This is a genomic window from Thiomicrorhabdus arctica DSM 13458 (genome assembly GCF_000381085.1).
Taxonomy (GTDB): Bacteria; Pseudomonadota; Gammaproteobacteria; order Thiomicrospirales; family Thiomicrospiraceae; genus Thiomicrorhabdus; species Thiomicrorhabdus arctica.
The window spans coordinates 105,284-130,077 of the sequence record NZ_KB905902.1 but is presented as its reverse complement, the minus strand read 5'-3'; the positions used below and the strand labels follow the sequence as shown (position 1 = coordinate 130,077).

Annotated in this window: 19 protein-coding genes; 15 read left to right on the top strand and 4 right to left on the bottom strand. The window is 41.9% G+C overall.

Features of this window, described 5'->3' with window-relative positions; translation table 11 throughout:
- Positions 1-12: 12 nt before the first annotated feature.
- Entirely contained in the window at positions 13-567 is a 555-nt protein-coding gene (locus tag F612_RS0111095; protein ID WP_019557844.1) for an L-threonylcarbamoyladenylate synthase, read from the bottom strand.
- A gap of 314 nt (positions 568-881) precedes the next feature.
- Here F612_RS0111095 and F612_RS0111090 point away from each other — a divergent pair, with 314 nt between their 5' ends.
- Both F612_RS0111090 and fghA read left to right on the top strand, forming a co-directional pair.
- Positions 882-1,997 (top strand): S-(hydroxymethyl)glutathione dehydrogenase/class III alcohol dehydrogenase, encoded by a 1,116-nt coding sequence (locus F612_RS0111090; protein WP_019557843.1) that lies wholly within the window; start codon positions 882-884, stop codon positions 1,995-1,997.
- 14 nt (positions 1,998-2,011) lie between these two features.
- Entirely contained in the window at positions 2,012-2,848 is an 837-nt protein-coding gene (fghA, locus tag F612_RS0111085) for an S-formylglutathione hydrolase (RefSeq protein ID WP_019557842.1), read from the top strand.
- A gap of 75 nt (positions 2,849-2,923) precedes the next feature.
- Here fghA and F612_RS12675 read toward each other — a convergent pair whose 3' ends face one another.
- Together F612_RS12675 and F612_RS0111075 are read right to left on the bottom strand one after the other, a co-directional pair.
- Complete coding sequence (locus F612_RS12675) at positions 2,924-4,339, bottom strand: PepSY-associated TM helix domain-containing protein (protein ID WP_019557841.1); 1,416 nt, start codon at positions 4,337-4,339, stop codon at positions 2,924-2,926.
- Positions 4,340-4,343: 4 nt separating this feature from the next.
- A complete protein-coding gene (locus F612_RS0111075; protein WP_019557840.1) occupies positions 4,344-6,380 on the bottom strand; it encodes a TonB-dependent receptor in 2,037 nt (678 codons plus the stop codon).
- Positions 6,381-6,606: 226 nt separating this feature from the next.
- Here F612_RS0111075 and F612_RS0111070 point away from each other — a divergent pair, with 226 nt between their 5' ends.
- From F612_RS0111070 to F612_RS13070, 7 genes are all read left to right on the top strand, one after another.
- Positions 6,607-7,251, top strand: coding sequence for a 2OG-Fe(II) oxygenase (locus tag F612_RS0111070; protein ID WP_019557839.1), 645 nt, complete (start codon positions 6,607-6,609; stop codon positions 7,249-7,251).
- 268 nt (positions 7,252-7,519) lie between these two features.
- Positions 7,520-8,236, top strand: coding sequence for a VIT1/CCC1 transporter family protein (locus tag F612_RS0111065; RefSeq protein ID WP_019557838.1), 717 nt, complete (start codon positions 7,520-7,522; stop codon positions 8,234-8,236).
- Between the two features lie 49 nt (positions 8,237-8,285).
- On the top strand, positions 8,286-9,281 hold the full coding sequence (locus tag F612_RS0111060) for an HPP family protein (RefSeq protein WP_019557837.1): 996 nt from the start codon (positions 8,286-8,288) through the stop codon (positions 9,279-9,281).
- Between the two features lie 383 nt (positions 9,282-9,664).
- A complete protein-coding gene (locus F612_RS0111055; protein WP_019557836.1) occupies positions 9,665-9,883 on the top strand; it encodes a hypothetical protein in 219 nt (72 codons plus the stop codon).
- 459 nt (positions 9,884-10,342) lie between these two features.
- Positions 10,343-11,323, top strand: coding sequence for a 23S rRNA pseudouridine(2604) synthase RluF (gene rluF / locus F612_RS0111050; RefSeq protein WP_019557835.1), 981 nt, complete (start codon positions 10,343-10,345; stop codon positions 11,321-11,323).
- A 65-nt stretch (positions 11,324-11,388) separates the two neighbouring features.
- Positions 11,389-12,594 carry an MFS transporter gene (locus tag F612_RS0111045; protein ID WP_019557834.1) on the top strand — a complete coding sequence of 402 codons (1,206 nt, stop codon included), beginning with the start codon at positions 11,389-11,391 and terminating at the stop codon, positions 12,592-12,594.
- A gap of 299 nt (positions 12,595-12,893) precedes the next feature.
- Positions 12,894-15,128 carry a diguanylate cyclase domain-containing protein gene (locus F612_RS13070; protein ID WP_019557833.1) on the top strand — a complete coding sequence of 745 codons (2,235 nt, stop codon included), beginning with the start codon at positions 12,894-12,896 and terminating at the stop codon, positions 15,126-15,128.
- Between the two features lie 73 nt (positions 15,129-15,201).
- Here the strand turns inward: F612_RS13070 and F612_RS0111035 are convergent, their stop codons facing one another.
- A complete protein-coding gene (locus tag F612_RS0111035; RefSeq protein WP_019557832.1) occupies positions 15,202-16,155 on the bottom strand; it encodes a homoserine kinase in 954 nt (317 codons plus the stop codon).
- Between the two features lie 93 nt (positions 16,156-16,248).
- On the opposite strand from F612_RS0111035, the gene polA reads away from it, so the two are divergent.
- The 6 genes from polA (at position 16,249) to F612_RS0111005 (ending at position 24,584) form a co-directional block, all read left to right on the top strand.
- Entirely contained in the window at positions 16,249-19,083 is a 2,835-nt protein-coding gene (gene polA, locus F612_RS0111030; protein ID WP_019557831.1) for a DNA polymerase I, read from the top strand.
- Between the two features lie 175 nt (positions 19,084-19,258).
- On the top strand, positions 19,259-21,091 hold the full coding sequence (recQ, locus tag F612_RS0111025) for a DNA helicase RecQ (RefSeq protein WP_019557830.1): 1,833 nt from the start codon (positions 19,259-19,261) through the stop codon (positions 21,089-21,091).
- A gap of 134 nt (positions 21,092-21,225) precedes the next feature.
- Positions 21,226-21,813, top strand: a complete 588-nt coding sequence (locus tag F612_RS0111020) for a hypothetical protein (protein ID WP_019557829.1) — start codon at positions 21,226-21,228, stop codon at positions 21,811-21,813.
- A gap of 109 nt (positions 21,814-21,922) precedes the next feature.
- On the top strand, positions 21,923-22,657 hold the full coding sequence (locus F612_RS0111015; protein ID WP_019557828.1) for a DUF3187 family protein: 735 nt from the start codon (positions 21,923-21,925) through the stop codon (positions 22,655-22,657).
- 32 nt (positions 22,658-22,689) lie between these two features.
- Positions 22,690-23,526: a DUF6502 family protein gene (locus tag F612_RS0111010; RefSeq protein ID WP_019557827.1), complete on the top strand. Its 837-nt coding sequence runs from the start codon at positions 22,690-22,692 to the stop codon at positions 23,524-23,526.
- Positions 23,523-24,584: a DUF5666 domain-containing protein gene (locus F612_RS0111005; protein ID WP_019557826.1), complete on the top strand. Its 1,062-nt coding sequence runs from the start codon at positions 23,523-23,525 to the stop codon at positions 24,582-24,584. The genes F612_RS0111010 and F612_RS0111005 overlap by 4 nt, the downstream gene beginning before the upstream one ends.
- The last annotated feature ends 210 nt before the right edge of the window (positions 24,585-24,794 follow it).

Below are 24,794 nucleotides of genomic sequence, written 5' to 3'. Positions count from 1 at the left end.
TTAAACTTAAGGCTAACGCAGAATCTGACCGCTTGATGCCTCTTTGATTTGCGTCGGTTGCATTAAATCACCTAATTCTCCTTCTAAACACCAGACTGAATCTTCAAAGACCTGCTTGATTTCTGCACATGAAGAGGCCGGTGTTTGATTGCTAAGATTAGCACTGGTTGAAACAATCGGCTGACCGAATGCGCGACATAAGGCTTGTACTGTCGGATGGGCAGAGACTCGGATTGCAACCGTATTTCGTCCCCCAGTAATCCAATCAGGTAAATTAGCGGTCGTTTTGATAGGTAATACCCAAGTCATCGGCCCTGGCCAAGAGGCCAATACCTCACCTTCCCAAGATCTGCCTTGCAGTTCGACATAAGTTGAGATCTGTTCAACAGAAGCGGCGACTAATATCACACCTTTTTCGACAGGGCGTTGTTTCACGTGAAACAGCTTTTCAACCGCTTGTAAATTAAACGGGTCACAACCTAATCCATAAACCGCCTCGGTTGGATAGGCAATCACCCCGCCCGCTTGCAGAATATTAACAGCCTGTTTTATACTTGTTTCAGTCACTTTTATCGCTTCTTTATTCGAACCATCAGTAAGATATATGATACCCAGAAACAGAGGGTTTTATTAGTCTATAAATCAAGCCATTTCAGTTTGACCAGGCCTGGTTGTTATTACAGTACATTATCTATTCAATAGAGCTACACAATAGGTTGATGCTCTGTTAGATGATTTAACCCGAAAAAACGTCTTAAACTAGCAAAAAACACTCAATAGACTCTCTATTATCAATAAATTTTTGAGTTAGAATGGGCGAATAATTTTGTAAAAACAAACCCTACACGTAGAAGCACCCCCCCTCAACCTGGAGTAATCTTATGAAATGCAAAGCCGCTGTCGCCTGGGCGCCAAAACAACCTTTAGAAATTGAAGACGTTGAAGTTGATGGCCCTAAAGAGGGTGAAGTATTACTCAAGGTCATCGCTTCAGGGGTCTGCCATACCGATGCTTTCACGTTATCGGGCGAGGATCCAGAAGGGGTTTTCCCAGCTATTCTAGGACATGAAGGGGGGTGTGAAGTGGTTGAATGTGGACCCGGTGTCAAAGACCTGAAACCGGGCGATCATGTTATTCCGTTATATATTCCGGAATGTGGTGAGTGTGAATATTGTAACTCCACCAAAACCAACCTTTGTCAGTCCATTGCCAGCACGGTGTGGACCGGCTTTATGCCGGATGGCACACGTCGTTTTTCAATGAATGGTAAACCGATCTATCATTACATGGGCTGTTCAACGTTCTCTGAATATACGGTCGTGCCGGAAATCGCATTGGCCAAAATCAATAAAGCGGCCCCTTTAGACAAGGTTTGCTTACTCGGTTGTGGTGTGACCACGGGGATTGGCGCCGTTCTTAATACGGCTAAAGTTGAGCCCGGCTCTACCGTGGCGGTATTTGGTTTGGGTGGTATTGGTCTATCTTGTATTCAAGGTGCCGTGATGGCAAAGGCTTCACGCATTATCGCCGTTGACATTAATCCCGGGAAATGGGAGATGGCTAAAGCGCTCGGGGCGACTGATTTTGTTAACCCGAATGCCATCGGTGGCAATGGCAGTATCAGCGACTACATCATTGAGATGACCAAGGGCGGCGTGGATTACTCGTTTGAGTGTATCGGCAACGTTCATGTGATGCGCGATGCATTAGAGTGTACTCATATGGGATGGGGCGTTTCTACGGTGATTGGTGTTGCGGGTGGCGGCCAAGAAATTTCGACTCGTCCCTTTAATTTAGTGGTGGGTCGTACTTGGAAAGGCAGCGCTTTTGGCGGCGTTAAAGGCCGCAGCGAACTACCGGGTTATGTTGAACGTTATATGAGCGGTGAGATCGAACTCGATAAGATGGTCACCCACACCATGGGCTTAGAGGACATCAATAAAGCCTTCGACTTGATGCACAGTGGCGAAAGTATTCGTTCTGTTATTATTTTTTAAGGGAGTCGCATCAGATGAAACTCATAGAAAGTATTAAAGAGTTTGGCGGTTTTCTAAATCGTTATACCCACGATTCGGCGGTTTGCCAGTGTGAAATGACCTTTTCGGTCTATCTGCCGCCACAAGCAGCCATCCAATCGGTACCTGCCCTCTACTGGTTATCGGGCTTAACCTGTACGGATGATAATGTTCGAACCAAAGCAGGTGCACAACGTTATGCGGCGGAATTTGGCTTGGCCTTTATTATGCCGGATACCAGTCCACGTGGAGAGAATGTGCCTGATGAGCCTGCACGTTATGACTTAGGCAAAGGCGCAGGGTTTTACGTCAATGCCACCCAAGCACCTTGGAATGAGCATTATCAAATGTACGATTATGTTACCCGCGAACTGCCAGAGCTACTGGAGGCTAATCTACCGCTAATCGCGGGCAAAAAATCGATTAGCGGACACTCTATGGGTGGGCATGGTGCTTTGATTTGTGCACTTAAGAATCCCGGCGCTTATCAATCCGTTTCGGCCTTTTCACCCATCTGTCATCCTATCGAATGTGCTTGGGGTCAAGGTTGTTTTACCGCTTATCTTGGTGAGAACCAAAAGTCTTGGCAGGCTTATGATGCGGTGGCTCTGATTGAAGCTGGGGCGAGTCTCGCGGACATCCTGATTGACCAAGGCACCGATGATGAGTTTTTAACAGCAGGTCAACTGTTACCAGAAGCCTTAGAAACCGCTTGCCAAAACGCGCGGATTCCTTTGCAGTTACGCCGCCAAGCAGGTTATGACCACAGCTACCATTTTATCGCCAGTTTCATCGGTGAACACATGGCTTATCATGCTAAAGCGCTACGTTAACTGAACGTAACCATTTTATGTTTTAGTACGGCTCTAAATGAACAGGCCTGGTCATTTAGAGTATCTTTACTTTTCCTACTCTTTGATTTGGCGTTTTAAAAGACGTTTAAAACCAGAGGGCTTTTTCTGCCAACGCATCAAGCCGGTCACCAATAAAATAATCAATAATACCGAAGCAAAATCATTGATCCATACCCACCAACTGGCAAAGAAAGTGCCATCATGCAACGTCAGCATAATACTGTAGAAAGAGCTGTCCGTGAGATTAGGAACTTGCTGATCTGATTTTCCATGTCCTTTAAAATAGACCGCTTGATAGTTCTTTTGATAAACATCGCGGAACATGTGGGGTGCTTTAATATCCAACCAACCGGTATAGTCGGTGTAAATTCTGGCAGGCGATCCCATGCCACTGACATATAACGTATCGGTCAAACGTGTCATGCGGTACGCGAAACCATCAGAAACTTTACGCCAGTTGCTTAAATCGGCACTCTCATAAACACCAAAACGGTTACCCACACGGTAAGTGACCGCTTGCTGTTGATCTTCTTTTGCATCTACCTTTACATCAACACTCCAAATATCTTCTTGCAAACTTCGATAGACAGGTGGCAAGGTTTCAATCGGCAAGACTACCTGCTTCAGCGGTTTATTGAAAAACTGACTATGATCTAAGGCAATACCCGTCAGTGCAAATAACAGCAGAAATGGGATGGCTAATAACACCAAACCATGACTGTGTACTCCCATGACTTTTTTAATCCATTTAACGAGCCCTTTGGATTCCTGTTGTCGTTTTTTAGCTCGGCGTAATGACCACCATATCCAACTGCCGCTTAAGGCTGAAAACACCAGTATCCAAGCCGTTATATCGTTAAGTAATAGCGACCAACCATTATCGAAAAGACCTCGGCCATAATGGAAGTCTCGCACAAAGCGAGATAACGTAATGTTTTTCGCCAATTGATCTTCTGGCAAGGTCACCGTGGTTTCTGATAATATTTCTGCTTGCGGCGTTAACAACACTAAATGACTTTTATCGACCGAAGCCAGCAGTTTGTCACCATCGGCTGCTAAAGCATTAACCCATCGGCCGGACAATGCAAAGGCCTGCCAAGTTAAGCCATAATCCTTTGAACGCAAAATACCGTCTTCTGTCGCGCCATAAAGAACATTATTCAACCAACGTAAGGCATAAAATTGATGCTTTGAAGTTTGCTGATAATTAACTCCACCATCCAACGAGACAAACACTCCACGCATGCCACCGACAATCTGCCACTGAACGTCTTCAGGATGAATAACCTTGGATTGAAACAGCGATTTTTCAGCCTTAGCCACCGAATCCGGCAGTACAGAATTCGGTAGCGTCCACTGGTATTGAAAATTCCACTGGTCATGATTTAAGAAAAAACCAGTCAGGCTTAAGATAAGCAAAAAAAGGCCAGCAAAAATGCCCGCCTTTTTATGAAGTTTACGTGTGTTCATAGGATTACCAAGTTAACTCTGTTCCGACAAATAACTGACGAGGTGCGCCCGGCGTATAACGTTCAGAGCCATAAGCATAAGAGGCGGATTCCGCATAAGATTCATCGGTAACGTTATCCAGTTTAGCAAACACACGCCAGGCTTTATTCACTTGATAATTCGCTTTTAAGTTCAAGATTTTATACCCTGCATAACTGACATCATGCGCATTGTTCATCCAATACTCACTAGTATAGATTCCTTCTGCCATGATTAATAAACCATCAACGCCACTTGGACGGTAGAAGGCTCTTAAATTCAATAGATGGTTTGGTGCGCTCGCCATTTCATTGTCATTATAAACAGCATCATTTTCAAAATTATGGACGCTATAGCTATAAGCGACTTTGGTTGACCATTGGGGGCTGAACTCATGCTTTAAGCTCAACTCTAGACCTTTATGAATTGTAGTCCCCCCATTGTAATAATAGGTTCTATCATCTGAGCGGGTAATGGTATCTGCCAAATCCATATAGTACAGCGCCACTTTCACATCCGTCGATTGGCCGTCAACTTTATACCCAATTTCATAAGTATTAGAGGTTTCTGGGTCTAAACTAAAGTCGATATTGCTGGTTGATAAACTATATAGTCGCGAAGCTGAAGGTACCCTGAAAGCATTTGCATAACGTCCATAAACCATCGCTTTGGGTGAGAGCGCATAGGTTAAAGCCAATTTAGGACTTAAATGACTGTAATCGTCATTGCGGTCTGCAGGGCGAGCATAACTTGAAGTCGCATACTGACCATCCGCTGTATTGTTGGTGTATTGGTATTGGTTGATGTCATAACGTAACCCTGCCGATAAACTTAAGGAATCCGCTAATTTGATATCAGAATGAAGGTAAGGTGAAATAGCTAAGTAATCCACGTTATAGTCGTAAATCGTTCCGGTATCAACTGAACTACCCCAACCCGTCGGCACGTAATCAAACTGTTGTGTATACAGCGTTGTACCGTGAGTGACTTCGCCATCAATCCCATAAATAAAACGTCCCCAGCTTGGATTCATGACCCCTTTATGCATCACTCCTAAGGTGTTTTGTTGGCTGTCATTCTGTGGCAGGTTATTTTCCCAGGTGGCGGTATATTGATTACGGGTATTGCGGATATACGCGATGGTGCTCAAATCGAGCCCTTTAATCCGATAGCTGTCCCACTGCAAACTGACCCGATTATGGTCAAACTGGCGCATGGCATCCACAAGACCTAATTTATCCAGAAACTTTTTGTCTCCAGCCACTTCAGGGTTGTTTTTTAAACCCTCTAAACTCGTGACATAACTGGCTTGTTGCGCACGTGAATAGTTCGAGATAAAAGAGACTTTGAAATCATCTTTTCCGTGACTGAAATTATACTGCCCACTGAGTTCATGGCGTTGCATATTGGTATGATCACGCCACCCATCATTATCTGTTATAGAGCCAGAAAGTCGATATGAACGATCATCCTCTAAAGTATTACTGACGGAAAAACCGCCCTGTTTAAAGCCATCACTGCCACCGTAAACATTGAGTTTTCGTTCTAACTCAATACTCGGTGGCGCACTTTGAATATTGATCGTGGCGGCCACTGAATCGGAACCATATAAAGCCGTTCCGGCCCCTTTTAATATCTCAACGCTTTGGGCGGTTTGAAAATTGGTATAGGCCATGGCATTGTGGTTAAAAAATCCAGAGGACTGCACGGGCACATTGTCTTGTAGATAAAGATAGTACGGCGAGGTCGAATCTGGCATACGCACAGCAATGGTGTGGCCTATGACCGAACCGGTTTGTTTAACCGAAACACCTGCTATAGAGTTCAATACATCCTTTTGAAAAATGGCTTGATCTAACTTTACCTCTTCAGTACCTTTTTTAGCGATTGAAAGTGCCTGTTTAGAAACCTCTTCTGCTGAACGAGTCGCCGTCACGGTTACAGAGTCTAATTCCGTTGAGGCTTGGATTTGAGAAGAACATAGGGCTGTGAGAATCGCCAAACAGAGTTTTGATTTTTGCACGTTTATAATTCCATTATATTTGCAAGGGATTATAGAGTCATACTACGATGATTTCATTGAGACTCTATTAAGAGAAGCTTAATAGATCCTAAACAAAGGATTAACAAAGTCTTGATTTGCACTTAAATTAATCTAGCCAAGCAATAAATACACTTTAAAATCAATTTTTATTGCCAAGTTAACCACTTAAGAACATACTCCGAACTCCCTTCATGAGTTGCATCGTATGCCGCTAGACCTTACTCCAAAAATATTAGATCAACTCCTTGATTCACTCGTTGAAAATGGCTGGTTTGAATGGCCAAATGCTATCACAGATGAGTTGTCTCAAAGCCTTCTCACCGAAGTTGAAAAATATGATCTCGAAGGGGAATTACAACGTGCAGGCATTGGTCGTGGAAAGACACGCCAAATTCATCAAGGGGTACGTCAGGATTCCATCTACTGGTTGAATGGCAAGAGTTCTGCTCAACAAACCTATTTAAAGCAGATGGCCGAGATGCAATATCAGCTTAATTACGCGCTTTTCTTAGGTTTATTAGAGTATGAATCTCACTTTGCCTTATATAGAGCTGGCGGTTTCTATAAAAAACACCGAGACAGTTTTCGCGGTAATGCCAACCGCGTGGTGACCACAGTACTGTATCTAAACCCAAATTGGCAGAACGATTGGGGCGGAGAATTGGTCATTTATAATGAAGAATCTACAAAAAAATTGGCCATCATCACACCAGAGATGGGCAAACTGGTTGTCTTTATGAGTGAGCAAATTCCGCACGAAGTCTTGCCAACGAAACACCCTAGAGTCAGTGTCACAGGCTGGTTCCGATGTAACGCTAGCATTGCGGGAAATATAGATCCTGCACTTTAAATAAAGTAGCCTGGGCATATGTCCTGCGGCCATTTATAATAATCTAGACGTAGGCATCTTTATCGATAAGCATGGTTTTGAATAAATAATGCACACCCACAACCTCTATGTCCGGCGCAGCTCAAATCAACCTAATCGTAAATTGACCCATTTTTAATTATAGTGTTAGAATTTAAAATTAAATTTAAAGCTCTTAAAATTCTTTTAAAGGTCTAGTGACCTGGGATTTTTTCAGCGCCGATTCAAGCATCCCAAACAGGTAAAAACCATGGCGAACTTTACGCAAGATATGCTAGATACTCATCTTAGCAATGATCACTTCAGTCACCGGATGGGTTGGTTGAGAGCGGCCGTATTAGGTGCCAATGATGGCATTATTTCTGTCGTCAGTTTACTGGTAGGGGTCATCGCATCAGGTGCCGATAGAGAACATATATTATTAGTTGCCGTCGCCGCTTTAGTGGCAGGTGCTCTGTCTATGGCAGCAGGTGAATATGTCTCTGTCAGCTCACAATCCGATACCGAAAAAGCCGATCTGGAGATTGAGAAAAAAGCCCTTGAAGACGACTGGGAGACCGAACACGCCGAACTGGCGCTGATTTACCGCCAACGCGGTGTCAGTGAAGAGACGGCCCATAAAGTGGCCACCGAATTAATGGACCATGATGCTTTAGGTGCCCATGCACGTGATGAGTTAGGTCATACTGAAACCCACAGTGCCAAACCATTACAAGCAGCCTTAGCATCTGCTGCTTCATTTATTTCCGGCGCAGCCATTCCTGTGTTATTGATTGCCTTTTTACCGATGGAAAATATCGGTTATATTATCGCCGGCACTTCATTGCTTTTATTGGCTTCTTTAGGTGCTTTGGCAGCAAAAACCGGTGGTGCTAATATGCTGAAAGGTGCGTTGCGAATGTTTATTTGGGGCAGTTTGGCCATGGCTTTAACGACTTATGTTGGTTTGGTGTTTGGCGCAGCTTAATTCAGCATAAACTCTATACAAACTCGCACATTACAAAAAAGTGTCTTCCATGAAAGAACCATTTTCTACCTTAAAACAATTCCTCGGCATTACCCAAGCACCGGTCAGTCACAGCGAAAAAATCCTCTCAGCATTGGGGGGGTTTATTGCTATTTTCTTACTGATTGTCATCAACCAAATCTTTTTAGATCTGCCCTCGAGCTGGGCTTTAGTTGCCTCCATGGGGGCTTCAGCCGTATTACTATTTGCCGTTCCTCACGGTGCTTTATCACAGCCTTGGCCTCTGTTGGGCGGCAATCTTTCGGCGGCCTTTATTGGCGTGAGTTGTGCTCTTTTTATTGATGAACCGATTCTGGCGGCCAGTTGCGCAGTCGGCCTAAGCATTTTAGCCATGTACTATCTAAAATGCATTCACCCTCCAGGAGGCGCAACCGCCTTAACAGCAGTGATCGGTGGAGAATCTATTCATGAATTGGGTTATCAGTTTTTAATCACCCCCGTGTTACTTAACGTTTTAGCTATTTTTGCTGTGGCAATGATGTTCAACTTCATCTTCCACTGGCGTCGTTATCCAGCGTATCTCAACCACTACGATCTGTTCAGTCCGCACTCTCAATTATCGGCACAAGAGACCACTCAAACACCCGCAAGCATTTCACACGAAGACTTTATTGAGGCTTTAAAACAGATCGACTCATTCGTAGGTGTCAATGAAGACGAAGTTAAACGTATTTTTGAGTTGGCAAATTACAATGCCGCGCACTCGCATCTTACTGCGCAAGACATTCATTTAGGAAGTGTTTACAGTAACGGCCATGTGAGCAAAGAGTGGTCAATGCGTCAAATCATTGATGAATCCCCTAGTACCGATCCACAAAAAGACTTTGTCATCTTTAAACAAATTGCAGGACAACAAGCAACTCGTAGTGATTGCATTACACGCAGTGAATTCGCCCAATGGGCAAAATACCCGATGGTAAAAGATGGTGATGATTGGAAACGCCAAGAGATTCAGGAAATTCGCCAAGAACACAATCATCGCTAAACAATCAAAAATACCCTGCAAATTTAATGAATAACTCCTGCCTATTCCTTTACAAAAAATCTGAACGATGCTCGATTAAGGTCGTTTTGGTTAACCCCCTTCATTTTTAAAAAACAAAAGCGGCGGTACTCAACGGCTGTAACCGCCTATGATGGCTTACTCTTAAGGACAACTGTGTAGCCTTAAACAAACCCATGTTATATGACAACCCTGCAATAAAAGCGTCACACCACCATCACATTAAAGTTCACTAATAAACAGATAATTGTAAACAGAAACTCGACCGTTTCTTGAACCCTATATCAGTACGGATAGGACATGATTGTAGGTCTCAAAGTCTACAAAAAACAGAGTTTATGATTATAAATATTGGAGTATTGATTATGTTAACGATGAACACCAAATTTGCGAGTGTAGCTGTCTTTTTATTATTGTGGAGTCTATTGAGTGGGTTATTCTCTTTATGGGAAAACTCTTCTCCAAGCTTGCTACTGTTGGCAATCGTGACCCTGCCTTTTGCGAGTTATATAACGGCATTGATGTTTGTTTATTTAGCAAGCATCAAGCCTTCTGAAGCACCACAAATTGGGCTTTCTGCTTAAGTTCTCAATTTAGAGTTGGTTGCTAAGGCCTGTGGCAGGCCCTTTCAAAAGGATGTTCCTCATCCGTTAAAGCAACCAACCAGAAGGTACATACCGCCTACTTAATCTCCCCATACTTGCCTTGTAGACAATCATCCTGAATCGATTTATCTGCGATAGCAATACTTTTAAATACCCTTAAATATCTATTATTCAATGACGAAATCCATGGCTTTAAAGTGGCTTGCGATCATAATCTAAATTTACAATCATTTTTTCGCTGTTCAAACGCTACACCAAGTAACGATAATACGGGAAATGGGTCTCTTTAAGGTATCACGATCACTCTCAGACTTCCCCAAATAATCAGCACTCCAGTCAACACCCTCATTGCTCACAAAGTGATCTTCAGCCTTAATTAACTTTGTCTTATGCCTTTGATTTGCTACACTTTCGCAAACTCAAACAATTGGAATGCCTGTGAGCACCAGCACCCCCATCGAAAAGCGTCTCAATAAATTTATCAGTGAATCAGGTTTTTGTTCGCGCCGTGAGGCCGATCGGCTCGTGGAGCAAAAACGGGTCACCATTAACGGTAAATTACCAGAACTCGGCACGAAGGTAGTGCCTGGGGATGATGTCAGGGTAAACGGCCAATCCATTATGGCGATGCCAGAAGATAAAACTGATCGTGTCTATATCGCTTACAACAAACCGATCGGTATTACCTGCACGACAGAGTCCCAAGTCAAAGGCAATATCATCGATGCGATTGGTCATCCACAACGTATTTTTCCGATTGGTCGACTCGATAAACCCTCTGAAGGCCTGATTTTTCTCACCAGTGATGGCGATATCGTTAATAAGATTTTACGCGCTGAAAATGCTCATGATAAAGAGTATGTGGTCACCGTCGATAAGCCTCTAACAGATGATTTTATACGCAAGATGTCGAGTGGTGTGCCTATTTTAGATACCGTCACCAAACCGTGCGCGGCCTCCATCAACAGTCGGTTTGTATTTACCATTATCTTAACCCAAGGACTTAACCGACAGATTCGTCGCATGGCAGAATACCTGGGTTACACCGTCACCAAACTAAAACGTAGCCGAATTATGAACGTCCACCTGGGTAACCTACAAGTCGGCCAGTGGCGTAACCTAACCTCGCAAGAGATGGATGAAATCAACGACGCTGTTCTTGGATCGAGCAAAACCTCAAGTATCAAGGGGAAGCCGAATGCAATACATCTGAAATTCACACAGCATGCAAATGATGAAAGCACAGCACATAAAGTCCCTCAAGATGCCGAGTCATATCGCCAGAAAACCGACCGACACTCTAAAAACCCACGTAAAAACAACCATACGGTTTCAAACAACACAAAATCTCATCACAAAGAGCCTACCTCAAAGACCAAGCGTGGCTCTAGCTTAACAGGCAAATATAATAAAAAGTAATGGCTTAAAATCTGTTTTACAAAATGACCAGGCCTGGTAAGCTACTTTGAAATAAAGAGGTGGTTATGCTTAAAATATCTCCAAATATTTTTGCACTTGGATGGGTCAGTTTTTTCACCGATATGGCCTCTGCAATGGTCAAGCCACTTATTCCTATCTATGTGGTCATTGTTCTCAATCAAGGCATGGATAAACTAGGGTACGTATTAGCCATTACCACCCTCGTCTCTTATTTACTTCGTTGGGTCGGTGGTTATCTGAGTGATAAATTTCAAATCACCAAACCACTTTTACTGATCGGTTATAGTTTATCCGCCATTACGAAACCTCTGTTAGCCTATACAAGTACCTGGGTGAGCGTTGCCGCCATCAGTGCCACAGAACGTTTAGGTAAAGCCATTCGCAGCGCTCCCAAAGATATGCTGATCTCTGCATCTGCACAGCAACAAAACCAGGGAAAGGCATTTGGTCTCCATAAAACATTAGATATTGCAGGCGAAACCATAGGTGGAATCATCGCCTTTTTATTGTTGAGCTGGTTAGGTCAATCTGCAGATTTGATACGTACCATGTTTGAATTAACGATCATTCCTGGCATCATCGGCGTGCTGATCTTAATTTTCTTTGTCAAAGACACCGTTAAACATTCACAAAAAAAATCAACCAAGGCACCCCATCATTCACCGTCCAATGAAAGCTGGTCTCATTTTGATCCCTCATTATGGTCATGGTTTACTGTATATTTTTTAGCGGTCTTTTTTATGTTGAATGATGCATTTATGGTGATGAGGGGCAGTGAAATCGGTATTGGCACTCACTGGCTTCCATTATTAATGGTCGTTTCAGCACTGACTCAAACCCTCATTAGCTACCGGATAGGGAAACGCTTAGATGCCCAAGGAGCACAATGGTTACTGCGCTTGAGCTTATGGGCCGGTGTTTTATCCACTTTATTACTGTTCTTTCACAGTCCAACGGCCATTATTCTAGCCTTCATTTTTCAAGGTATCTTTGTGGTTGGAGGATTTAATGCTTTACGCAGTCGTATCGGACAAACAACACAGAATAAAGGCAAAGCGTATGGTCTTTTTTATTTGGGCACCGCCATTGCGATGGCATTAGGAAATCTTCTGATCGGGCTACCCTGGGAACAAGTCAGTGTTTACGCGGTATTAAGCTTATCTGCGATTGGATTAATTGGATTACTCGTAGTCGTGACAGGTATGAAAGGATGGCTCGCTAATTCTTCCGTACACAATGCTGGAATTTAATCAATCATCAGTCAGTGTATAATAAGGGTTTTAGTTTTAACTTTTGTAAACCCAATTTTTTGAGAAACTCATTGTAATTTTGCGTTCGGTGAACCTAAAAAAGACGACTTACAGGCAAAAAGTACCGGATACATTCAGCTTATGGATCTCAACAAATAATCAATAAAAAATTTGACCCAATCCGCCTATACTTACAACCCTGAATTCACCCTCGGTTTCATTACACTGGTTACTCGTTAAATTAGGCAAACAACTCCCTAACCTTATTTTTAGTTTTGTATCTTCAAAAGGCACCGCACATGCTTTCCAATTTAAAATTAGCGACCTTTACTTGGATTCTAGCCTTCCTCACGGGCTTCATAACGGTGGTGATTATCGTCAGCTCTTACTTTGTCGAAAAAAATATTGTGGTCATTGATAATGCTTGGCAACTGTATCAAACAGATCTGAGTGAAAAGGCACGGCTAGAAGGTGCCTTGAGAGCAGCCATTGGTTATGGAGGTATGATTCATAATTTCAAGAACTATCTTCTGCGCGATAGTGAAGAGTACAAAAGCCAGGTTGAATCAAACATCGGTGCGATTAAAGCTTTTTTGAAACAGTATTCTGCTTTGGAGCTGACCACCACGGAAACTCTTGCCATTAAAGATATACTCGCCGTGGTCACAGCGTATAAAAATGCATTGCGAAAAGCGCAAACGATGAAAGCAGAAGAGTACAGCCTATCAGAAATTGACCAAGCTATAGCAGTGGACGATCATCCCGCATTACGAGGGCTAAAAGCCCTTCGTCAAGCGACCTTCTCAAAACAAACCAATAATAACCCCATCAATAAGACCCGTATCATCGCAGATTTGCGTGCCGCGCTCGGTTATGGTGGCGTAATCCATAAGTTCAAAAACTATATTCTTCGTCATAAAATGACCCATGAAGACACCTTGCAAGACACCCACCTAATAAATGAAATCAAAATCAATATCCAGCTCGTTGAAGCTTCAATTCGCCAGTATCGACAACTGCCTCTGAAAGACTCTGAAAAATTGGCACTCAAGGAGATTGAGTCAATGCTAATGCAATATTCTAAAAATTTAGACAAAATACCTGAATTAATCGCGCTGGGTGAATCTATTAAAGAGATTGATCGTGATGTTTATGTCAATGATGTTCCAGCTTTACGCAGTTTTCAAATTCTCGAACAAGAAGTTAATCGTCAAATTTCTACTCACTCTATCAATGTCTCTAAAGCGCTTGAAGCCGTTAATAAAGCAATACCTCTGGGTAGATGGGCCAGTGTTTTTACCATTGTTTTTCTAATTTTCATTGTTATTCTCCTTATTCGATTCTATATCATTCAGCCTATTCTTAAGCTGACAAAAAACATGGTGCGACTGGCAGACAATCAACTTGATATTGAAATTACTGGGCACCAAGCCAAAAATGAAATTGGCCAAATGGTGCGGGCGGTGAAAGTGTTTAAAACCAATGTCATAAAACGATTCGAATCAGAAGAAACCCTAGTACAAGTCAATAAAGCGCTAAAACAGAAACTTGAAGAAAACAAGCAGTTGCATCAACGTTCTGAAGAAGAAGCCCATAAAGCGATGCTTATGACAGAACAGATGATCTCGGCACGTAAGGCTGCCGAAAAAGATCAATTGCTCGTCAGTTCAATATTAAACACTGTCAGAGATGGCATTATCACGATTAACGCCAAAGGGATAATCGAAACCTTTAACCCTGGCTCGGAAAAAATATTTGGCTACAAAGCCGATGAAATCATCGGTAAAAACATCTCTTTATTGATGCATGAACCGATTAAAAGTGCCCATGATGGTTATCTAAAAGCATTTTCAGAAGGGAAGTCGACTCGTGATCAAAGCAACTCTTTAGACCAAACAGCTCAGAGAAAAAATGGAGAAATTTTTCCGGTTGAAATCACTCTCAATACCATAAGAGTTGCGAATGAACTTAGGTTCACCGGTTTGGTGCGCGATATTACCGAACGTAAAGAGAAGGATGCACAGATAGAAAAACTTGCCATGACAGACTCTCTAACAGGCTTGGCAAATAGATATCAATTTAATCAACGCCTGCTTGAGATGCAACAACAGGCTAAGCGTTTCAAGACACAATTTTGTCTAATGAGTATCGACCTTGATAAGTTCAAACCAGTGAACGACACTTATGGTCATTATGTGGGGGATGTCTTGCTGCAAAGAGTAGCTGACGTTCTGATTTATTGCTGCCGTGAAATTGATATTATCGCAAGACTGGGGGGTGATGAATTTTCCATTATCCTTAACGGTATTCATGACCCAAAAGAGGTGGCAATATTGGCTGAAAGAATCCTAAATAAGTTAAAAACCCAATTTCTCATCGAAAATCACCCTATTCAAATCGGTGCCAGCATCGGTATTAGCTGTTATCCTAAAGATACGGTGGATATTAAGTCGCTTCAAAAAATGGCTGATGAAGCACTTTACCTGTCTAAAAACGAGGGACGAAATACTTATCGTTATTATCACAAAATTTAACCACTCAGCAAGATGCAGAGTTGCCTATCCATCGCTGAAATTCTAACAATTGGCCAGTCTGGTAAGTATATATTTAAAGCGTATTCTGGTGAATTTGTAATACTTTTTTAAAGACATCAGGGTTTTTAATCTGCGTCATTTCACCTTCACGTGGCATACACTTGTCTTGTAAACGCGATAAAAAGAAACGTAACGCGGCCAACCGTAATGCGGCTGGCCAAGCCTGTTGCTCTGCTTCGGTCAATGGACGTTGTTGTTGGTAGGCAAACACCATAGTGGCGATCTTGGACTCATCAAAATGAATGTCTGCTGGGTTTTCAGTATTCATTCGACACCAGTCATTTACCATTACAGCAAGATCGTACAAAAAGGCTGCATTACAAGCATAGTAGAGGTCAATAATCCCCGTCAATTCATCCCCATCAAACAAGGCATTATCACAAAACAAATCAGCATGAATCACACCCTGTGGCAGATGCGCCCAATCAATTTGGTTTTGGTACGCCAGTTCAGCGGTAATCAAATCGCGCTCTTCAATCGTTAAATGGGTATTTATCTCATCAAAGGTCGATTGCATCCAATCAATACCTCGATCATTCGCACGGCATTGCTCATACTCTAAACCGGCCTGGTGAAAAGACGCCAACTGCTTACCCATCACGCCACACTGTATAACAGAAGGATGATCGACTCCACCGCCTGTTAAGCGGGTTACCAAAGAGGCAGGTTTACCACACAGCTCTTTTAAATACCCCTCTGAATGAGTCGGCATCGGATGTGCGGTGGGGATTTTATGCTCCGCCATAAACGCCATAATATTCAAGAAGTACGGTAACTCTTCAAAATCATGATGTTCAAAAATCGTTAAAACAAACTGTTTCAGTTGACCATTATGCCGAGTGTTGACGAAATAATTGGTATTTTCAATTCCGGCACTGATCCCTTCAAAGCTCTCTAAAAATCCTACGTCATACTCTTCTAAAAAGGTGATTAACTGGTTTTCTTCAACGACTGTATAGACAGACATAAAGTAAAGTCTCTTAATTTTGGTTAGGGATAATTAAATCCATGCTAACTAAGGTAAAATAATGCGACAAATTTTACCATATCAGGCGACAAAATGACTGAATCGAATTCTGAATCAACTCCACAAATTATCACCAATCCAGAAAGCCCCTTTATTTTGGTGGATGGCTCCTCTTATCTGTTTAGAGCATTCCATGCCATGCCTTCTTTGACTTCCAGTAAAGGCCAGGCCACTGGGGCGATTTATGGCGTGATCAATATGCTCGGTAAGTTGCTCGAAAAGTATCAGCCTGAAAAAATGGCGGTCATTTTTGATGCCAAAGGGCCGACCTTTCGTAATGAAATGTATTCAGAATATAAAGCCCATCGTCCACCGATGCCAGATGAACTGCGCAGTCAGATTGAACCGATTCATGAAATCGTTAAGGCGTTAGGTTTGCCGTTACTAGTGATTGATGGCGTCGAAGCCGATGATGTCATGGGTACCTTTGCTTTTCAGGCTACGGAAGCCCAACACGACACCTTGATCTCTACCGGTGATAAAGATTTAGCGCAGTTGGTTAATGAGCATGTCACCTTAATCAATACCATGACGAATACATACTCTACCCCTGACTATGTACAGGAAAAGTTTGGCGTGCGTCCCAACCAAATTATTGATTATTTGGCCTTGGTTGGCGACAGTTCCGATAATATTCCCGGTATTCCCAAGTGTGGACCGAAAACCGCGGTGAAGTGGTTAACCGCTTTTGGAAATATTGATAATCTGGTGGCCAATGCGCCGATGATTGGCGGCAAAATTGGCGAATATTTACGTGACAACCTGGAGCAACTCGCTTTATCGCGTAAATTAACTGAGATTAAATTAGATTGCGATCTGCCGGTGCATTTAGAAGATATCCAACGCCATCCGGCCGATATGGAACGTCTGCAAGAACTGTTTGCCGAATATGAATTGAATACCTGGTTAAAACAGATCCAGAATGGCCAAGTGCCTTTCACCAAAACCAATGGCACTCGAGCACCTGCACCCCTTGTAACCAAATCAGCCCCAACTGATGGTGTTACGGCCACTTCAACAGAAAGCCCTGCGAGTAGCAGTGCTGGGGTTTACGAAACCATTTATATGCCCGCTCAGTTTGAACGTTGGATAGAGCGTATTGAAAATGCCGACTTGTTTGCGATTGATACCGAAACCACCTCTTTAAATACCCAGCAAGCCAAGGTGGTCGGCATCTGTTTAGCGGTTAAAAATCTAAACGATGATAATAACCTCGCTTGCTATATTCCATTAGGACACGATTACGAAGGCGCACCTGATCAATTGGATTTGGAGATGGTTTTAGCACGGTTAAAACCAATTCTAGAAGATGAAGCGGTTGCTAAATGTGGTCAAAACCTTAAATATGACTGGCATGTGCTGCAAAATCACGGCATCACCTTAAGAGGTATCCAGTTTGACACCATGATTGAGTCCTACTGTTTAAACAGTATTGCAACCCGTCATAATATGGATGATTTGGCGCTGAAGTATCTAAATCATCGCACCATTCATTTTGAAGATATTGCTGGTAAAGGAAAAAAACAGCTGACGTTTAATCAAATCGAGATTAAAACCGCCAGCCCTTATGCTGCCGAAGATGCCGATATCACCTTACAGCTCCATCAAACACTTTGGAAACAATTAGAAGCAGAACCCAGCTTAAAGAAGGTATTTACCGACATAGAAATGCCATTAGTTCCCGTGTTAGCGCATATGGAACGTAATGGGGTCTTATTAGACACTGAGATGTTAGCAAAACAGAGTGTCGAAATTACTGCGAAACTGGCTGAACTCGAACAAAAAGCGCATTTAATTGCAGGAGAAGCTTTTAACCTGAACTCATCAAAACAGTTACAAGTCATTCTGTTTGAAAATTTGGAACTGCCGGTTCTCAAAAAAACGCCAAAAGGCCAAGCCTCTACGGCTGAACCGGTATTAGCCGAATTGGCTGAACAGGGCCATGAAATGCCTATTTTGATTTTAGAGTATCGCAGCTTAGCCAAACTGAAATCGACCTATACTGACTCGTTACCGAAGCAAATTGACCCAGGCACTGGACGTATTCATACTTCTTATATGCAAGCGGTTGCGTCAACGGGTCGCTTGTCTTCCACAGAACCAAACCTGCAAAACATTCCAATTCGTTCTGCAGAAGGTCGTCGTATTCGTCAAGCCTTTATTACTCGTCCTGGTTACACCATGGTGGCGGCCGATTACTCACAAATCGAGTTACGCATCATGGCCCATTTGTCGGATGATGATAGTCTACTCAATGCTTTTGCTCAAGGTCGAGATATTCACCAGGCCACCGCCGCCGAAATATTTGGTATTGATTTACAAGACGTCACCACCGAACAACGTCGTAGCGCTAAAGCGGTGAACTTCGGTTTGATTTATGGGATGTCTGCATTTGGGCTTGCCAAGCAACTCAATGTTTCACGTGGCCTAGCGCAAGAGTACATTAATTTGTATTTTGCTCGCTATCCAGGTGTATTGACCTATATGGAAAACACTAAACAGCAAGCCAAAGCGACCGGCTATGTTGAAACCTTAAAGGGCCGCCGCCTTTATCTTCCAGACATTAATGCATCTAACGGTCAACTGCGCCAGTATGCAGAACGTACTGCGATCAATGCACCGATGCAAGGCACTGCGGCCGACATTATTAAGATTGCCATGATCAAAATGGAAGCTTGGTTGAAAACCGCGCCTTACGACCTCATCATGCTGATGCAGGTACACGATGAATTAGTATTTGAGGTCGCAGATAAAGACTTAGAGGGTGCTAAAGCGGAAATCAGAGCCATTATGGAATCGGCTTTAACTTTAAAAGTCCCACTGATTGTCGAAGTTGGACAGGGTAAAAACTGGGACGAAGCGCACTAGAGACGCTAAAGGCCTTAACCCTCCTTAAACATTATTTTTTCATCTATGGTCATACCCTCTTACAGGCATGAATTCAAAGCTACCAGGCCTGGTAGCTTTGGTAATGTGTCTGTAAAGTCCCAGAAAAAATCGACACATCTCTTAAAAACACATTAAAACAACTTAAAAGACCACTATGACTCCAACTCCAACACAAACCCTAGCCTTAGAAGTTTTAAAAGATATTTTTGGCTATGAGTCATTCCGTAATCAGCAGGCTGAAATTATTGAGGATGCCATTCAAGGTCATGATAGTTTTGTACTGATGCCGACCGGTGGAGGTAAATCGGCTTGTTATCAAATTCCAGCGCTGATTCGTAACGGCACTACGATTGTCGTCTCACCTTTAATTGCATTGATGCAGGATCAGGTTTCAGCCCTTAAGGCTTATGGCATTCGCGCAGAGTACTATAATTCAAGTTTAGATCCAGACACTGAGCACCAAGTGATGCGCCAACTGCATATGGGGGAATTAGATCTGCTTTATGTCTCTCCTGAACGACTGATGCAACCCAACTTTATCAATCAACTGCAAAGCCTACCCATTTCTCTCTTCGCGATTGATGAAGCGCACTGTATCTCACAGTGGGGACATAATTTTCGTCCAGAATATGCACAAATGGGGTCATTAAGAGCCTTGTTTCCGCAAGTACCCTTTATTGCTTTAACGGCCACCGCCGACCATGCCACCCGCCAGGATATTCTCGACAAATTGCACCTGCATCAGCCTAAAGTCTATGTCAGCAGTTTTGATCGGCCCAATATTCGTTATCACGTCTTAGAAAAACGTCAACCTGCTAAACAGTTAATGACCTTTATGGAAGATCATAAGGATGAATGTGGAATTGTCTATGCTTTAAGCCGTAAAAAAGTCGAAGAAGTTGCCGAAAATCTTAAAGCCATGGGTTTTAAAGCCAAGGCTTACCATGCGGGTTTATCGGCTTTAATTCGTCAAACAGTACATCAGGAATTTTTACGCGATGAAATCGATATCGTGGTCGCTACTGTGGCGTTTGGCATGGGAATTGATAAACCCAATGTGCGTTTTGTAGTGCATTACGACCTGCCAAAAAATATTGAAGGTTATTATCAAGAAACCGGGCGAGCTGGACGTGATGGTTTAGATTCAGAAGCTCTATTGCTGTTTAGTATGCAGGACGTCGCCACCGCCAAGTTTTTTGTCGAACAAGTTCCGGATGAAGAGCAACGCCGCATTGAGAACTTCAAACTTTCAAGCATGGTCAACTTTGCCGAAGCGCAAAACTGTCGCCGAATTGTGCTCCTCAATTATTTTGGTGAACCCAGCCATAAAGCGTGTGGTAACTGCGATGTTTGCCTTAATCCACCGACCCTATTTGACGGTAAAATTGCGGCCCAAAAAGCCTTGTCCTGCGTCTATCGTTTAGACCAATCATTTGGGGCGAAACATATCATTGATGTATTACGCGGCATGGATAATGAACGTATCCGTTCACTTAATCATGCAGCACTCAGCACCTATGGGATTGGTAAAGAGTATTCAACACATGAGTGGAACAGTATTTTGCGACAGTTAATTCATTTAGGCTACCTCTTTCAAGACATTCAGAACTATTCGGTGCTTAAATTTACTGAAAGTTCAGGTGAACTGCTCAAAGGCAAAATAGACTTAGAGCTGGCTTTCCCTAAAAAAGAAGTTAAAGCCGCTAAAAGCAGCCGTGTCTCATCGGGCAAAAAATCTTCTAAAGACAGTTTATTGGACAAAGATCGCGCTTTATTTGAAGAGCTACGCATATTACGTAAAGAGATCGCTGACAGCGAAGACATTCCCGCGTACCAAGTATTCGGTGATGCCGCCCTAGTGGAGATGGCGCAACAACGTCCGCAAGATGACTCCGAATTTCTTAGAATCAGTGGCGTTGGTGAAACCAAACTGGCGCGTTTTGGTTTTGAATTTTTAAACTGTCTTCGACATAATTTGGAACGGTAATATCGATTAAAAACAATCACACACATAATTAATGTAAATATTTTACATTTTATTTGACTTTATGGAAAAAACCCCTAATATAGGAAATGTAAGTTATTTACATTTAATCTAAATTTCCTAAAAGGATAATTAAAATGAAAACATTAATCATTAAATCTACATTAAAAGCTTGTTTTGTTTCTTCTGTCATGATGATACCAATGGCCGCACATGCTGCATTCGATCCAAGTACGGTTCAAACACAGCAAGAACAAGCGCAACAAGTACAAGAAAATATGGCGCAAATGTCAAACAACATAGAGCGCTCGCAAGCCATGCAAGAAAACACGGAACAGATGACAAGCAACATGGAACGTGCACAAGCCATGCAAGAAAACTCAGAACAGATGTCAAGCAACATGGAACGTGCACAATCCATGCAAGAAAACTCAGAACAGATGTCAAGCAACATGGAACGTGCTCAATCCATGCAAGAAAACTCAGAACAGATGTCTGGTAATATGGAAAAATCTCACTCCATGCAAGAAAATATGGAACAGATGTCTGGAAACTCAGAAAGATCTGCTTCTATGCAAGATAATATTCGTGGAAACGGAATGGAAGTTCGTGGAAATGAAAATGAAGTTCGTCTAAATGGAAATGAAACTCGTGGAAATGAATTTGAAGCTGAACAGCCTGTAACTTCAAAAGAAGTGACAGATCCTAATGACTTATTGAATTAGTCAAAAAATTGATTAACCATAGATAAAGCACTGCTTTATAGGATTTTTGATAGAATCTTAGATCAAACTTGTGAAGTAGTGACCATAGATTAATTTTATAGGAATAACCATGCAAAAACATTTACTAAAATTCTCATTGTTAGCTACTTTACTACTAGGAAATCTTATACAAGTCGCACAAGCGTCTGATGAGACAACGTCTAGCACAATAACCACTAAACTTTCCACTGGTGTCTTTTATTCCTATGGACAAAGTCAAACCATTAACGCTTCGGATACAACAACAACCTCAATTCCTTTAATGCTTTCAATCAAAGGCGGAGCTTTTACTTTTGGAGTTGCCAGCTCTTATTTATCGATTGATAGCGCATCTTTTAAAGCTCAAGGCATGGGAGATACTACGGTCTCAATGGCCTATGACTTAACGAGTAATCCTTGGGTAGCACTTAAAGTAAAGCATAAATTTGCAACTGGAGATGCCGCTAAAGCTTTGAGCACCGGTAAAGAGGACACTTCAGTGCAATTGGATTATTTTTACCCTATACTTAGCAATACTTCTGTATTTGCTAATATTGGCCATAAATTTGTTGGTAAAGTCAAAGGCGCAAATATGCAAGATACCAATTATGGTTCTATAGGCACAGGTTATAATTTTGCAAATAAAACGAGTCTTGGTCTTTCACTTGATTATCGTCAATCTATCTTTAAAAGTGTAGAAGCACAAAAAGGGGCTTCTGTATTTCTGAGTACACCACTTACTGAAACGTTCAGTGCATCCGCTTTTGTAGGGTACGACAGCACCCAGACCAGCAATGCTGGTGCGACAATTACGTCTAAATTTTGAACTTACTCACTTAAACTTGTGCCTCAAAACAGATGAATAATTCACCTTCCAAAGAGATCGTTTTCGCTAAGGCTTTAAGTAAAATCTTAAAGCCTTTAGTGCGTTTACTCATCCGTCAAAATATTACCTACACTGGATTGTTAAACCTCGTGAAATCAATCTATATTGAGGTGGCTGAAGAGTCGTTTCAAATCAGTGGGAAACGCCTGACGGATAGTCGAGTAAGTCTATTAACGGGGGTAAGTCGTGGAGATGTAAAACGTATTCGTAATGAGCATTTAACGCAACCCACCGAGAAAGAGATAAAAGCCAGCTTAAGTGCTCAAATGATGTCTGTTTGGGCTGGCCATCAAGCCTACCTAAACGCCAGTGGCGAACCCATTCCTCTGTACCGAAATGCTCTAGATGGAAGCCCCTCTTTTGAAGAGCTCGTCTTCTCTATTTCTAAAGATAAACATCCTCGTTCTATTTTAGATGAGTGGTTAGATCAAGGGTTGATAAAAATTGAAGAAAAGCAGAATAAAGAGTTCGTTATTTTATTGGAAAAAGGATATATACCAAAAGAAGATTTTGAAGAAAAATTCTTTTTTGCAGGTAAAAATATTGGTGACCACCTATCTATCGTCACCCACAATTTAGAAAATAAAACTCCGCCTATGTTTGATCGCGCGGTCTATTACAACCAGCTAACTGAAGCATCTATCAAAACCATTGAAGAAACTTCGAAAGTTAAACTGATGATAACTTTAAGTGAAATAAACCAGTTAGCCAATGAACTCCAAACCAAAGATAAACAATCGAATAATGCTGTACACAGTATGCACGTAGGTGCTTATTTCTACCATAAATTAAAGGGCTGTATTAAGTGAACTTTCTATTGAATTTGTTCCAAAAAACCAAACAACATCGTGATGCCTTCATAACAGTTTTTGCGGTCGCTTTAATGATGACCGCTTGTCAGTCAAATACCGTTTTACAAACCGCTTCTGATTCTGGATTTGGTGGTACGGGACATTCTTCTCAAGGATTTGGTGATACAGGGATCATTGGAACCATTACTAAATTTGGGAGTATTTGGGTAAATGGCATTGAAATAAGCTATGGAGATTCAACAGAAATCACTTCCGATTTAATCCCTAATGACCACCTAAAGGTTGGCCAACAAGTTATTTTAGAGACGCTTTCTGGAGAACATAAAACACTCACCCAAAAAATTCATATTTATTACCCTCTTGCAGGAAAAATTACACAAATAACTGAAAATGATCTGGTTATTAATCATTTAAACCATATCCAAATGACCAATAAAACGCTATTTGATGATGCTTTAAGTTTAAAAAAAGGATCCTATGTCTCGGTAAATGGATATCAAACAGATCTTAATAACTGGACCGCAACCCGTATAGGTCAAAACCCAGAGAATAAAAACTTCAGCCATCCGTATCCAACCGTAGCGTTTTCAAAAGCAATTAAGAAGGTTGTCATTGAAACCAGCTCTAGACAGCTGTCTAAATGGAAAAGCTTATTGAAAAATAATGAAACTGCAGGCCATTTAACGACAAAAACCGATCAACATATTGTGTTGCAGGGTAAGTATGAAAAAGGGAGAGTTACTTTTGTAAAAATAACGCCTTATTCAGACTTTATTATTAATCAAGCGGAAAAAAACGCATTAATGAAGCCTAAAGAGACTCCAGAAGAAGTGAACAATTTAAAACAAGATCAGAATGAGATGATTAAATTGCAGCAAGAACAGTATGAGATGATTCAGTTACAACAAGAACAAAATGAAATGATGCAGTTGCAACGCGATCAAAAAGATACTCTTCAAGATCAAGTGCAACAAGTTCAGCAGTTACAAGAACTTAAAGATCAATTTGATCAGCTTCAGGGCATCAATAATCAGATGGGAAGACCCACATATTAATGCTTTAGGTTAAGAGGGTGTGAATTTCAGCATATATAATTGACAGGTTTTTTAGCAGCTTATTTTTAAAATTAAGGGCCTGTAATATAATTTGATGTAATCACACCCTAGGCAAAATTTAGAACAGATTCAGTGCGGAACTCTCATTTATTATCGGCATTTTCAACTATGTCGATTCAATCACACGATATACCCTCGTAAATTCCAAAT